General features: G+C 44.0%; 7 protein-coding genes and 1 pseudogene. 6 read left to right on the top strand and 2 right to left on the bottom strand.

All coding sequences use genetic code 11. The annotated features are described in order from the left end of the window. Nucleotides 1-488 precede the first annotated feature (488 nt). Both sucD and sucC read right to left on the bottom strand, forming a co-directional pair. Nucleotides 489-1,367 (bottom strand): succinate--CoA ligase subunit alpha, encoded by an 879-nt coding sequence (gene sucD / locus H524_RS0107535; RefSeq protein WP_027939784.1) that lies wholly within the window; start codon nt 1,365-1,367, stop codon nt 489-491. Nucleotides 1,368-1,626: 259 nt separating this feature from the next. Continuing rightward, nucleotides 1,627-2,787: an ADP-forming succinate--CoA ligase subunit beta gene (gene sucC / locus H524_RS0107540; protein ID WP_027939785.1), complete on the bottom strand. Its 1,161-nt coding sequence runs from the start codon at nt 2,785-2,787 to the stop codon at nt 1,627-1,629. A 1,394-nt stretch (nt 2,788-4,181) separates the two neighbouring features. Between sucC and H524_RS0107545 the strand changes: the two genes are divergently transcribed. The 6 genes and pseudogenes from H524_RS0107545 to H524_RS0107575 all read left to right on the top strand — a co-directional run. Then, nucleotides 4,182-4,514, top strand: coding sequence for a hypothetical protein (locus H524_RS0107545; protein ID WP_027939786.1), 333 nt, complete (start codon nt 4,182-4,184; stop codon nt 4,512-4,514). An 881-nt stretch (nt 4,515-5,395) separates the two neighbouring features. Then, the gene (locus tag H524_RS0107555) at nt 5,396-11,545 is read left to right on the top strand and encodes a carbohydrate kinase family protein (RefSeq protein ID WP_027939787.1); all 6,150 of its coding nucleotides are present in this window, start codon (nt 5,396-5,398) and stop codon (nt 11,543-11,545) included. Nucleotides 11,546-11,826: 281 nt separating this feature from the next. Further along, nucleotides 11,827-12,162: a hypothetical protein gene (locus H524_RS0107560; RefSeq protein WP_027939788.1), complete on the top strand. Its 336-nt coding sequence runs from the start codon at nt 11,827-11,829 to the stop codon at nt 12,160-12,162. Between the two features lie 442 nt (nt 12,163-12,604). Then, the gene (locus H524_RS0107565) at nt 12,605-13,549 is read left to right on the top strand and encodes a flagellin N-terminal helical domain-containing protein (RefSeq protein WP_027939789.1); all 945 of its coding nucleotides are present in this window, start codon (nt 12,605-12,607) and stop codon (nt 13,547-13,549) included. A 19-nt stretch (nt 13,550-13,568) separates the two neighbouring features. After that, on the top strand, nt 13,569-14,522 hold the full coding sequence (locus tag H524_RS0107570; protein WP_027939790.1) for a flagellin N-terminal helical domain-containing protein: 954 nt from the start codon (nt 13,569-13,571) through the stop codon (nt 14,520-14,522). A gap of 398 nt (nt 14,523-14,920) precedes the next feature. After that, nucleotides 14,921-15,106 (top strand): annotated as a pseudogene (locus tag H524_RS0107575) (flagellin N-terminal helical domain-containing protein); the annotation flags it as partial. Nucleotides 15,107-15,434 lie beyond the last annotated feature (328 nt).

Genomic DNA, 15,434 nt, shown 5'->3' on the forward strand with positions numbered 1-15,434 from the left:
CATCCTTTAACTATCTGGAGCATTAAGCGTCGGATGTTAGATGAAGCATCACTCTGCTTAAGATTACTATTATGATGATGCGCCGCTATTTTCTCGGCGAGTGAGACTGAAGGCGCTGCAATATTTGGCTGCAGATGATGCTGATTACGTTGCGATATAGGCCTGATGGTCACTAATGCCATTTTGCTCTTTAGCTGCTAGGCCAGAGGGCCTTGAAATCCTAGTGGTGCTACCTCTTTAGCTATGGGGATCGGGGGTGTTGGCTTGTATTTCTGAGTTGCATTGTCGGTTTGCTGCAGATGGTGGTGGTTTAATCTGCTGTCATTAGAATGCACAAAGCCCCAGGTGAACGCATCACCTGAGGCTTTGGGATGGAATTAAGCTGCGCCGGGGCAATTGCTTGCTTTACTTGGCTTGGCTTTGCTTTGGGCGGTAGCTTTAATCTTTTTTCTTGACTTAGTGAACTGTTGGTGTGGAGCTGTAGTTGTTTAGTTCCAGCCAGTTGCTTCACGTAGACCATCTGCAATATCAGCTGCAGTTGGGACTACAGTTACACCAGCATCGCGCAGAGCTTGCTGCTTTGCAATGGCAGTACCTTGACCGCCTGAGATGATAGCGCCGGCATGACCCATTCTTTGGCCCTTTGGAGCTGAGGCACCAGCAATGTATGAAACTACAGGCTTGGTCATGTTTTCCTTAATCCAAGCTGCAGCTTCCTGCTCGGAAGTACCGCCGATCTCGCCTACTAAGACCACAGCCTCAGTCTGAGGATCTGCTTCAAAGTGCTTTAAGATATCGACGAAGTTAGAGCCTTGTACAGGATCACCGCCAATACCAACACAGGTAGACTGACCAAAGCCAGCATCAGTAGTCTGCTTAACTGCCTCGTAAGTTAAAGTACCGGAACGAGATACGATACCTACCTTACCTTTTGAGTGAATGGCACCTGGCATAATGCCTACCTTACACTCACCTGGAGTTACTACACCAGGGCAATTTGGACCAATGAGCATGGTATTAGACTGACGCAGACGGGCCTTAACACGCAGCATGTCGATTACAGGAATACCTTCGGTAATACATACGATAAGCTCGATACCTGCATCAATGGCCTCAAAAATTGAGTCAGCTGCAAATGGAGGTGGCACGAAGATCATGGAGCAAGTAGCCTTGGTTACATCCACAGCCTCTTGCACGGTATTAAATACAGGCAGACCTAAGTGAGTGGTGCCGCCACGACCTGGGGTTACACCACCAACTAACTTGGTATCACAGTATGCAAGGCACTGAGTAGAGTGTGCTGTACCTTGAGAACCAGTAATACCCTGACAAATGATCTTGGTATCTTTGTTAATGAGAATACTCATAAAAAAACCTTTCTTACACTTGTATGTGTTCTCTTACGCAACTACCAACAAATCAAACAGACTAAAGCTTTTGCCTGCTCCAACCACCCTTTACAGCCACTGATCTTTATTGATCTTGCGTTCTTCTATGGCTGCTGCAACTGCTGCTGCAGTTTTTCTGCTGCTTGCGCTGCGCGTAGTTGCTAGGCGGTCGATTTATGGAGCTTTTAGAGCTGGCCGCTATTGTTTTGCTTGTTGTTGGTGGGTTGCGCGGTACAAATTAGGCGGAAGCCTTCTCTACTGCGAGCATGGCAGCCTCACGCAGGCCTTGCGCTGCAGTGATGTCTAAGCCACTACCTGAGAGGATTTCACCACCTTCTTTAGCGTGGTTACCCTCAAGACGCACTACTACAGGAACCTTGGTACCTACTTCATGTACTGCACCCAAAATACCTTCAGCAATGAGATCGCAACGTACGATACCGCCGAAGATGTTTACAAAGATGCACTTAACGTTGGAATCTTCCAAGATGATCTTGAAAGCCTCCATTACACGCTCTTTAGTAGCAGTACCGCCTACGTCAAGGAAGTTAGCAGGCTCGCCGCCACATGCCTTGATGATGTCCATAGTGCCCATTGCAAGGCCAGCACCGTTAACTAAGCAACCGATGGAGCCAGTTAAAGGAACGTATGAGAAGTTAGAAGCTACTGCACGTGCAATACGTGGATCTTCTTGAGATGGATCATCAAGCTCTAATAAATCTGGGTGACGGTACAGAGCATATGAGTCAAGGTTAATCTTGGCATCTAAGCAGACTAAAGAGCCTTCAGTAGTAACGGCCAGTGGATTAATCTCAACTAATGACAAATCAAGGTCAATAAATGCACGTGAGATACCCATAAAGATCTTGGCAAACTCGTTAACCTGCTTGCCCTTGAGACCTAACTTATAGGCTAAATCTCTACCTTGGTAAGGCTGTGGGCCGGTTAATAAATCGATATTGCACTTTAAGATACGTGAGGAATCTTGAGCGGCCATTTCTTCAATTGACATACCACCCTCAGCTGCCATGATGGTCAGATTTGAGGTAGTACGGTCAATAGTAGCGCCTACATAGAGCTCACGAACGGTTTGGGTAGCTCTTTCAATTAAAATACGGGAAACCAGCTTGCCCTCAGGACCAGTTTGATTGGTAACTAAACGAGAGCCTAACCACTTAGCGGCAAATGCCTCGGCCTCAGCTGGAGAGTTCACTACGGCAACGCCGCCGGCTTTACCACGAGCGCCAGCATGAACCTGGCATTTGCATACAAATGGGCCTGGGGATAGCTCATATGCAAACTTACCGATGCCTAAGGCCTTGGTGCTAACGTGGAAGTCAGCAATCGGTAAACCGTAGGAGCGCAGTAGCTCCTTACTTTGATACTCGTGTAAATTCATAGCCAAAACTCATTTAACAAGAGAAGCATGACTGTCCATTTGGACAACTAAACATGGCAAGGGCAGATTGAACCTCTTGTCATGGACTATATTCATTTAGCCCAGAACAAAGCGTCTGCCTCATTAGTAAGTTTCAAACTCAGCTAACCACAAGACTAAGTTGCATTTAGATAAAGCTAGCAGCATTCACATGCCTTACTAGATTTGATCGCTTAGCTAACTAAGCCTTGCTCCCTGTATTTTGCTTGTTGTTACCCATAGCAAGAAAGTGCACTTGAGTGTCCAGCACTTCTTACCTCAACTAAATAGTCTGATTTGAAGTAACTACGACCATTTCAGTTGATCTTCACTCGCACATGTTTAAAACATATTCTGTGATCAACTGTGTTCGAAACTTAGATTCATTATATGTATGAACTGATTGTTGAAAAGTACCAGCCGATCTTCTAAAAAGTCACTTAAACGCCACTAAAGACAAACACAACTTCCATAAAAGCCCATATACATGCGCTTTTGTCATCACCACCTAATCCTGCCGTCCCCTGCATTGCACTGGTGCAAAATTTCTCCTCTCTTTCAATTTTGATCCAATTTAGTTCAAAATCTTAAGCCACAACCAATTTTGCACAAATATGATCCACAACTTAGCGCAATATTCCGCAAAGAAGCACTGCAGCCCTTCTCTAATTCCACGCATTCCCGCCACCACACTGCAAAATTCATCATGTCCATCAGCTTTTGTTAACCTTCAACCTAACCTCATTGCTACCAAGATCCCTGCAGCGCTGCCTTACTGCCTGCCATCTTTCTTCTGCAGCTGACTCTTTGCAGCAGGTACTCGGGTAAGTCAGATTTGTCGTTTTGCGATTCAAGGAAAGGGAACTCTATGCATTGCAATGTAAAGACAAGTCACCACTCTCAGCAAGGCGACTCTCGTGATGTTGATTAATCTTTAGACATAAATACGCAATCACCACCCACGCATCTTTTAGTGGCGTAAGCGCTGCGTGAGTCTTACCTTGGGTACCGCAAATGATTTTGATTTTGTATTGATTACGCCTTTAGGCTTTTAGGTTTGTGCCACTTTCACTGCTGTTTGTAGCATTAGATTTGAGGGGTGGGATGTGACTTTTGCCTGGATTGCTTGTGTTTTAGTTTGGTCAATGATCTTGCCTGTGAAGGCGCAAAGCTATAGTGCGATTTACTTTGCTATCTGCAAGTGATGGTGCAAGGGTGTGATATTGCTCATAAGTGTTTAGACAAACGATCAATTTTACAGACAAATTTAATAAATATACGCGTTTAGCCTATTTGATATGTGGTATATCTACGCTTAGCTAAGCTCGGCTATTAGATAGTTTTTGCGTTTGAACAACTAGCTTTGGGGGTGGATTATGAAACACTCAATCTCTATGTTTATCTCTGTGCCAGTGTGCGCTGTGCTCTTATCGACAGCTCTTAGTGCCCAAGCTAGCGATGACATGCTGCCATCTCACGTTTGGAAAGACTCAGGTGGCAACTATCAAGACGATTTGGGCAGAACTTATGTGCCTGATACTTATGGCAATCTCAAAGGCCCAGACTTCACTTTATACAAGCAATCAGACGGCTCATACATTACTCCCGATGATGGACTTATCACCCCAGATGGATCAGGCAATTGGGTCACCGATGATGGCTATGTCTATAGCCCAGATGGCAATGGCGGTTACCTCTTAGACGAGTAGTAGCTGTTAATTGCCCCACTACCTTGCCATCCTTTTTCCTTTCTGGCTGATCTCGCTATAGCTACCTTGTATAGCGAGATCAGCCACTACTTTTCAAAGTCCCCTCTCTATTCTGTCCAGAATTTCTCTCATCTCTTCTTGCACTTTGCCTTAACAGACTGCTTTTAGCGTGCGCAAGTCAACGTCCAGTTCATGTATGGCCATTTTTTATCTTGCTGCAGCAGCAATGGCTGTTAACTGTTCTGATCCTTGTGCATGGACTGCTAGTGCTACTTGCGTGGCTTGTTGTTTAGCTTATCTTGGCTTGTATTGGCTGGCCTTGGCTTATATTGGCTTGTATTGGCCAGCCTAGGCCTATCTGGGCTAGGCTGTGCTGTGATCGGCTTAGTTTCGTTTGCTTTGTTGAATGCTCTCTGATCTCTTCATTGGCATTTGATTGTTGCTTGCGTGGTATTGGGATGATTGGAGCGTGTGATTGTTACGCTTTTTTTAGGCTAGTGCGGTGATCCTGGTTGTGTGTTGATCGATTGGATGCATGCGCTGATGGCGTTTGAAATAGCGTTAGTTCGTTTGAGAGCGATCACAATACCAAGATCATGTGTCGCAAATGCTTACTTTTAGCCTAAATTGTGCTTGTGTACGGCTACAGTGCTGACTATGGTAGTGCTGTAGCTGTGTTTTGGTTATTTAGTACTGTTAGATGGTTGCAATATGAGTACTTATCTCTAGTGCAGTTATGATCTTTTTTGCACTTTTGCTATGCATTGATAGCAAATGCCGTACAATAATGACTTAAACCTAATCTCCATGCCGCTTCTTTAATGATAGAGGCGTGGATAGCTTCGATATATACCCTTGGTTTTCTCAGGGCTCCGCAAAAAATGAAGTTTGACCCAAATAACCGTGACTTACTGTCACCAATCCAAAGCTTAGCGAATGTTAAGTACTCGATTTCGCGTAATGAAGAGAAGAACCGTACTGAGATCTTCTACATCAAGCTCACCGATAAGGATCATATTCCTGAAGGCGCTGAGAGCAGCGGTCTTGTAACTGAAGCTAAGACTTTAGATTCAGCTTTTGTTAAAGCACTGAGAAGACATACGCTTGATAAATCACGTTTTGATCGCGCTAAAACTTTAGCCAAAGATGCGCTCTCTTATGTTGACGCTATGGTGTCATCTAAGTCTAGCCCTCTAGCTATGGCTTTATCTGATGCTTTAACTATTCGTCCTACTAAAGCAGATCCTGTTATGAATGCGGAGCATAGCAAGGCTTTAGTTAATGATGAAGAAGTTGATGCTATCGAAGAGCAAGAAGAGCAAAATGATAACCATGTAGACGTGTCTACAATGGATGTCGAAGAGCTCTATGCCGTTAAAATATACGCTGGCTATGTATATGACCATCTATCCGAAGGCTACATTATCCTTGATCCTTTCTTTATTAACGAGCACCCAAACATCAAGTGTCTTAGTTACAAACTAGTCAAGGATAAAATTGTTGAAGCGAGCAGACGTGGTCTAACTACAGACGTAGAGTGCGATAACTACTATCTTTTCGACTTTGCCAACAAAATTACCAGTGTTCTTCAAGTTGAGGATCCGAAGCTTAAAACTTTTACTAATGAAAGTATTTTCTCTGCTTTAGCTCGATTTTTTGTACCGCAAAATTTCTTAAAATTTGATGAACACCCTCATTATACCGAGACTGTCCTTAAAGCCTTTGCCATCCATGGGTTGACGGATAAGGTAAATGAGTTAGTTGAGATTGAGTCTGCGAAAAATAACGGCGACTATTCTCTAAGCCCAATTAGTAATCTGATTGATTGCTTATCCTTAGATGAAGTTATCAATACCATTAAAGAAGATGAGTCATTCGAGCCGAAGACTCTCTTAACCTTTGATGGCGTTGAGCATGCCTCATTGCGTGAACATCCTGATCTTAAAATTGATTTTGCATTTCGCTGCATTAGTGCAAGTTTACTTAAGACGCCTATAAAATCAGCCATCTTTGGCAAATACGATACTGCTATTGGCCACTTTGTTACAGTTTCATATAGTGAAAAAATTGAAGTATTGCTGCTCAATAATATTTTCTGTTATCACTATCCAGAGTTTGCCAATTACACCATCTTAAGTTACGACGGTGTTCTGCACTACTTTAATGCTGAAGCTTGCATGGTTGGCTATCCAAATGTGCACAAAGCCATACGCAAACTACTTAGCTGCTTAATTCCTTCAAGAACAAGAGCACATGGTTTAGCACTCTATCTAAACCTACATGATGAAATCCCAAGCGCAACAGCTATTGCACAAAGTTCTATCAAGCCATTAAGCGATATTTACAATGCCCCGGTTAAAGCAGTAAAGATTGAGGGCAATCGCTATTCAGTACTTGAGCTTGAAGAAGACAATACAGCGTCCAAGAAAAAGAGCAAATCACGTAAATCCAAGTCCAAAGCTAAGGGCGATGTAGTAGGCAAAATCATGACCCCTGCCCAAAAGACTGGCTGGGTAATATTTGAACCAAGTTTCTTAGAAAAACATCCAGAGCTTATCTATCGCTATGGCTACATGGACGGTAATCGCCTGCGTATCTATGACACAGACGCTACCTTCCCTGGAGATGGGATGTTCTGGCTTGCCCGCCACTACACTTTTTCAGAGGATGATCTTGGCCCTAAGTTCTCTCCTGAGCTCAAATCTCAACTTAGACAACGTACTTTTGAAAATAGCCTCAAAATGTTGTCCGTGCTTCACGAGATATTTGTGGATCTTATAGATGGAGTAGATGTTGAGAATTTAGATGACGCACGCAGCACCATCCTTTATGAGCACTTCATCAATTTAGAGTTACTTGCAAGTAGTGACTATACAAGTCCAATTACAAGAAACTATCTAAAAGAATTATTCTACACAGAAGATTGGGAACACAAAGACAATTTTATTGATCAACTCCAGCAGTGTCTTGACTTCATTAATTACGAGATAGCATTAAACCTCTACGAGCGAAGAGGCTACAGTCACATTGCTGCGCCATGCAGAGCAATTACCTTCGTTAAGAACAATGGCCCTGAAATTTTCGATGCCTTTGTAGAAAAGATGCTTTTAGATGGCATTGATGCAGCCGATGCTGTTATTCCGTATGACGAGGATGATGCTTTAGATTGTGGCAATAAGGAAAGCAGCAGCTTAATTGATAATGATGAGGCTTCACTAAGCTATGAAGATCAGTATAACTTACAAGCTAATAGCCCATCGACTCAAGAGAGTGGCTCAGCATCAGAGTTTGATCAAACTCAGCTAAATCCTTATGCAGAGCATACTACCAATGTAAGTACCTCAAGCGCTTATACATCTACAAGCGATACTACCTCTAGTAGCGCTGGTATTGAGCTTGATGTGCTTGCTTTAAAAGCTAAGCAAAAGCCATTTGGCATCTTAGCAGAAGATGGCCAAAGCTTTGTGCTGTGTGGAATTTCATCATTAAAGGACGGCCCAAAGCTCAATCTCATTCCATCTGAAAATAAAAATGGCGGCTTTGGTTACTACACTCCAAAGCGTGAAAATGGCATCTTAGTAAATAAGATCGACACGCTAGCTGGCAGCATTGTGTCCTTTGGTAAAGAAGGTTGGTTGTGCTTTGAAACAGAGTACTTAACTCCACGCCCATATCTGTCCGACTTCTATGTCTATTCATACAATGACAAGTTATGGTTCTATAACGTCAATGAAGAGACAGAAAAGGCGTTTGCTCAGACACCAGACTTCTTCATCTACTCATTTTTAAAGATGAACAAGGACGCTACTGCTAAGCTTGATCGCTCTTCCTTAAGCGTCACTGATTATATTTATGAAGAAGAGCCTGTTGTTAGCGATACAGAAATTCAAGCAGCTCAAGAAGAAATCAATGCTGTTATCCACAACAATGAGCCACTGTTAGATGACTCTGATGCCCAAGTTGAGTTAGAGCTTAGCGATACTCAATCAGATATGTCACTGCCTATTACTCGTGCCATAGTTGGCGATGCTAACTTAAGTACTGCCAATGATTGTGTTATCGAAGAGCCTAACGAGTCTGATTTAGATGGTATTGATCCTTTTGATGCACAGACCTCTCATGGCTCCTTTGTATCAGATTTAGACTCAGGCAATATCACCAACTTTGATGGTGATATTGGCGCAGATAATAGTTTTGATGCATCTGAACTGACCTTACAAAGCTCACCATCAGCCTATGATCTAGGCCCATCACCAGCTGATGATGAAGACTTATTGGTATCAGATCAGCGCTTAGATATGCAAATTGAGGAGCAGTTAGAGAAGAACTCAGGCGGCTTCTTAGAGCGCATGATCGATGATGCTCAAGAGCACTCAGGCTCATCAAGCTCTGCTCAGGCTTCAATGCCAATTAACAACCCTCCTAAGCTCAATTTAAAGCTTGCCCCAAAGGATGGTCAGTTATGCGTATTTGCCTATGAGTGCTGCGCGGAGAATCAATCTAGCTGCACTGAGGTCTACGCTGGTAGCTTTATTGGCACTAAGGACAATGGCTGGGTACTCTTTGAGCCAATGTACATTGGTCTGCATCCAGAGCTGCAGTATTTAATTGTGCGTTACCACAACGGCACTTTTGAATACTTTGATGCCTACTCTTACCCTGATGATCCGAACTTTGAAGAGTTCGGCATGCAGCGCTTTGATACGGACTACCTTAACAAAGTACTTGAGGCAGTTAGTCAAACCACTCCAATTGCATCTGTAGATGAGTCTAACGACATTGCTAATGTCGATCCGCTCGATACTGCTGACTTTGAAGATGCAGCTGAGGCAATGGTGGATGCGGCTGTACATGATGCCTTTGAAGGTAAAGAGAACATTGGTGTCTTTGCTCGCGATTGTGATCCAGCAGCAGGCTGTCGTTCATTCTTAGCTCCTGATGGCTCACAAATCGATGCTTTAGTTGAGCACCCTGCTTTATGTCTGCAGCTTAAGCATGACCATCTGTCTGGCTATATGCTCCTTGATGACAATGGTCGCTTTGCAGGCACGCTCGTCTCTCAAATCCCAGGCAGTCTGTGTGGCTGGGTGCGTTTAGATGAAGAGTACCTAAAGGTTAATCCTAAGCTCAATGAGTATCACATCTTCTTTGACCAGGATAAGATTTTCTTCTATCCACGAGTTGAGATTGATGATGACGATTTCCGTCTCTACCAATCCCCACCAGAGGATGTTGAGCATCGTCTGTTGCAACAAAGTGCTGATTTATCCGACTCTGAGCCAGCTGTTGCTGCTCTTAAGGAGATGGGAGCTTATACTTCCATGCCTTGCTACACTGAGATCGTTAAGAGCCGTGTAGAGGTGGAGTCCGATGAGGAGTTTAAACAGCTATGCTCAGATGGTCTTAAAGAGCTTACTGACAGTGACAGCAGCCTTTCACCTGCTTTAGTTAAGGCTGGATTGCCGACTACTAAGTTTGACAATCCAGAGTTTGCTGCAGCTTATTTGCAACGTCTCAAAGATAGCCTTGTGTTCAAGGTCAACGGCATCTATGTCGATGTCTATGCGCCTAAGGACGCTCAGTTTACAGCAGACATTGAAACCCAAGATGAGCCACTTATCATCGATGACACTGACATGATGAGTGAGCCTCACCTTGACTCAGAGGGCTGCCAAGACAACGTCGAGTCTAATGTAGAGCAAATGGACTCTTCTGATGCCATCAACGCAAGTGAATACAAGCAAGTTGATCTGGAGTGCGTCGGTCAAATTCCATATGTGAACGGCAATGGCTACATTTGCTTCTCACCTCAAGCTCGCAGCAAACACCCTGAACTCGACGAGATCTTGGTACTGCACTGGGATGATCATCTGAGCCTTGAAAACCTCTTTGATTACTCCAAGAAAGATTTAGGTATCGTCACCGATTCTTTCATCTTTAGACTGCAGAGTACCTTCACTGACAAGTACCACTTAGGCTCCCCAAAGGACTACTTAGAAGTGCTTCGTGCTTTCAAGGCAGGCTTTAAGACCTACCCTGAAAACGAGCTCAACTATTCACTTAGCGAGATACTTGAGGAGCGTCCTGAAGCTAATGTCTTACTCTTTGGTGGCGCTTTTGTAGATGTCACTTTAGGCCTTGATAAGGTGCCTGAAACTGGCGGTGATGCTCATGCTCGTGAGCTCAACAAGGGCGTTGGTGGTTGTCCATTAAATGTAGCTCACGCTTTAAGAACTTTGGACATTACCCATCAGCTCAAAGTCCCAATGGGCAATGGCCCATATGCTGATCTCATTAAAGCTCAGCTCTTAAGCGATGGTTATGATGAGAGCAACTTCATCATTGATGAGACAGTCAAGTATGACTGCGGCTATTGCTTATGCATGGTCGATCGCAATGGTGAGCGCACTTTCGTAACTGTTCCAGGCATTGAGAACCATGCCAAAGCTGAGTGGTTTGATGATCTTGATCTGAGTAAGACCGCTCTTATCTACGTCTCAGGCTTTGATCTTTTTGCCAAGAGTGGCGAAATCTACTTAAGCCGCTTAAAAGAGAAGTTACAAGAGCAAAACCTCTTAGGTAAGGTGGTCGTGTTCTTTGATGCAGGTGCAAGATTAGAGTACATCAGCCCTGAGGCTATTGAGATCCTACTTTCTTTAAATCCTATCGTGCACTGCAACCGTATGGAGCTTGAGCTCTTTACTGGTCAAAGAGACATTTACAAGGGCATCATGAGCCTCTCAAGTCGCACTAGTGCCCCTGTTATCGTGTCTCTAGATAAGGATGGCTGCATGGTAGCGTATAAGTCACGCTGCTATAACTTTAGTATCAAGCCTCTACCAGTGGTGGATGCAACTGGTGCTGGCGATTGCCATAGTGCCGGTATCATTGCCTCTTTAATCAAAGGCAAGCCACTGCATAACGCCATTGAAGCTGGCCATGAATTAGCAGCATGTTGCATTAAACACATTGGCTCTCGCTTGAACATTGATAGCGATGATCTCAAGAAGTTTAAGCGCACTTACCTGTAACTCCATCAGGGTGCTACAGCACTCTGATGTCTAATCAGTTTCTTTGCAATCGCTATAACACTAATACATAAGGCAATGTGCCGCATTTTTTGATTCATACAGACTTTTTACGTATGCTTAAAATGAGTTGTATGCACGGTCATAGCGTACAAAAAGTGTTGTAATTAGATTGTTATTAGGTGTGCTGTCAAATCTAGGCATTGACAGTAAAAATCCACTAAAATGCCTAGAGCTCATGAGAGCTGTAATTGATAGAGCAATTTACAAGGGATGGTCTTTGTATGAAGCTGTTTAAACAACTTTGTTTGACAACATGCGTTTTAGCATGTACAGGCTTTATTGGCATCGCTGCAGCAGCTGATGTTGAAATTCCTGAGACTATTACTCCTGATGGTGCAGGTAACTATACTGACAACCTCGGCAATCTTTATATGTCAGGGGGCGACGGTACCTTCACTGGTCCTGATGGCGTGATTTTCAATAGTGGTGAGGGTATCTTAAAGACTCCAGCTGGCATTGTGACAGAAGATGGCGCTGGCGGCTATAACGGCCCTAACGGCGTTCACTACAGTCCTGATGGCAAGGGTGGTTTTGTACTCGATGCCAAGAGAAAGTAGCATTTAGCCTACTACCCACCTAACAAGCAACGTCGGTGCTCCGTGCAGCACCTAGCACCACGTTAAACAGTGTCCATCACACTGTGTCTTGACAAAGGCCGCGTCCTAACCGACCCGGCCTTTTTCGTATTTCATGATTTTTTTGTATTTTTGAAAATAATTTTCAATAGATACAACCAATTTAACACAACATCAAAAGACATTGAGCATTTACAGGTCGGAACGTTTCCATGCAAGGATTTTAGCGCATAAATCCCAAACACATGCATGTTTCAACAACTTACTTATACATGCTTTATATGTGTTGGTACTCCCCTAGATACACCACATCGAACAGATGGTTAGAAGATTGATTCAATTTATCGATCAAACAAACATTTGATCAACTGCTGTGAAACTTCACTTTGGACTTACAGCAAGTTGTCAAAGTAAGGAGTATCACATGGCAGTCTATGTAAACACCAATTACTCAGCCCTTCAAGGCCAGCGCTACTTAGGCAATGTTCAGAACTCATTAACTACTACCTACCAGCGCTTATCAAGCGGTATGCGTATTAACAGCGCAAAAGATGACGCTGCAGGCCTCCAGATCGCCGATCGCTTAACATCCCAGATTAATGGTCTCAACCAGGGCAATCGTAACGCTGCTGACGGTATTGCTTTAGCTCAGACCATCGAAGCTGGTATGGACGAAATGTCAGGCATGCTGCAGAAGATCCGTACACTTGCAGTTCAGGCATCCAACGGCACAAATACATTAGAAGATCGTAAAGCCCTATCAAAGGAAGCCTCTGCACTTGCCAATGAAATCTCACGTATTGCAGATCAGACTACCTTTGCTGGCAAGAAGATTCTGAAAGGTTATCAGAAAACAGATGGTATCTATGAAGGTGCTGGTCAAAATGCTGCTGTTGGCTCTACTGGTAAGCTCACTTTACAGGTAGGCTCTAACAAAGGAGATACTATCTCATTTGAAATGAGAAGCTACATGTTCTCAATGATCGCATCAGCTGCTGGCAAAAATGGCTTAATTGATGCAGCTGCAGCAAAGGGAAAGCCAATCGGCATTGATAATGGCGTTATTACAATTGCATTTACTGAGGCCACAGACAATCAAACTCTGATCGAGGCTATGGATGGAATGATTGCAAAGGTTGACGCTGCACGTGCCGACCTTGGCGCGATCCAGAACCGTTTAGAGTCATCTATCCGCAACCAGTCTAATGTTGCTGCTAACGAAGCCGATGCTCGCTCACGTATCCGCGATGCTGACTTTGCTGAAGAGTCTGCTAACTTATCTCAGCAGTCCATCATCCAGCAGGCTGCAGCTTCCATGCTGATGCAGGCCAACACCCGTCCACAGCTTGGCTTAAGCCTCTTAGGCTAATCGTAAGGGGTAGACTCAAATGGCAGTTTATGTAAACACCAACTACTCAGCCCTTCAGGGCCAGCGCTACTTAGGCAACGTCCAGAACCAGCTCACTACTACATACCAGCGCCTATCAAGCGGTATGCGTATTAACAGCGCTAAAGATGACGCTGCTGGCCTCCAGATCGCAGATCGTTTAACATCCCAGATTAATGGTCTCAACCAGGGCAACCGCAACGCATCCGACGGTATCGCCCTTGCTCAGACCATGGAAGCTGGTATGGACGAGATCTCTGGCATGCTCCAGAAAATCCGTACATTAGCTGTCCAGGCCAATAACGGAACCAATACTGCTGATGATCGTAAAGCAATTGGCAAAGAGATGGAGTCACTGTCAAACGAAGTGAACCGTATTGCTCAGAAAACAACCTTTGCAGGTAAGACAGTTTTAAATGGTCTTATTGCCGGCTCTATCTTCGGCGATCCAGCTGGTGGTGCTGGTAAAGCTGCACCTGCAGGTGATACTGGTACCATTACATTACAAGTTGGCTCCAATAAAGGCGATACCATCAGCTTCTCGATGGAATCTGTAATGTTTTCAAAGTTAGCAACTAGTGACTTGATTGGCGATGCTGCTGGTAAAGTTTTCAAAACCGATGCAGGCTCAATTACTGTTTCACTATCAACAGCTAAGACAGATAATGGTGCCGAGTCTATTGGTGCTCTTGTTGAGGTGATGGACACTATGATCAGCAAGGTAGACGGCATGCGTGCCGACCTTGGCGCGATCCAGAACCGTTTAGAGTCATCTATCCGCAACCAGTCTAATGTTGCTGCTAACGAAGCTGACGCACGCTCACGTATCCGTGATGCTGACTTTGCTGAAGAGTCTGCTAACTTATCTCAGCAGTCCATTATTCAGCAGGCTGCAGCCTCCATGCTGATGCAGGCAAATACCCGTCCTCAGCTTGGCTTAAGCCTCTTAGGCTAATACTTTCGCACTAAGCTAAATTAGTGCTTGATTTGAAAAAGCTCTAGAACACTTTGTGTGTCCTAGGGCTTTTTTGCTTTTTGTGGAATGGCTATCCAGCGCTTATTTCTAATTGCGTGAATTAGTGTAAACGCAACTGTCTTTAAGTCATGCAGTTCGTCGTGAAAGCTGCTAAATAATCCTTTTTGGCTTTACTAGTAAAAGCTGATACTTACGGCATATCTTGTAAAATGCCATGCTTTAGCTGTTAAAAGCTTTGCCACTCTGTTAAGTTTCTTGGTCTCTTCACGATATACAAGAGTAGAAGAACAAAACACTAAGCCAGCCAAGGACGTCTTGCAGTTTGCGGTATCTTACAATTTGACTGCGCTGAGTGAATTACAAAAGAGGAATTACTCATGGCAGTCTACGTTAATACCAATTACTCAGCCCTTCAAGGCCAGCGCTACTTAGGCAACGTCCAGAATCAGCTCACTACCACATATCAGCGTTTATCAAGCGGTATGCGTATAAACAGCGCTAAAGATGACGCTGCAGGCCTTCAGATCGCCGATCGTCTGACCTCACAGATTAATGGTCTCAACTGATACAAGAGTGTTATCATAAACGTAATTGCCATGTAGACGATTGCCATATATAGGCTACTTTTCAAACTTTTCTTAAATAATTTACGCACTGATTCTCCTCAGTGCGTTTTTTTTAGCTCTCTCTAGAAACGTTTCTCTTATGACAGTGACTAAAGGCTGTACTCTTTTAGAGCGCATAGTCGAGATCGATCTGTAAACGTTTCTGCATTTTAGGCAGTTGTCATAAAATCGGATAAAACAGCATAAATATCACGTTTCTAGTGTCTGCAATTGTTATAAGAGATTACTGCCTCTTCGTTGCTTTTTAGTCGTTGCTCGCGCTATA

The organism is Anaerobiospirillum succiniciproducens DSM 6400, from assembly GCF_000482845.1.
In the GTDB taxonomy this organism is placed as follows: Bacteria; Pseudomonadota; Gammaproteobacteria; order Enterobacterales; family Succinivibrionaceae; genus Anaerobiospirillum; species Anaerobiospirillum succiniciproducens.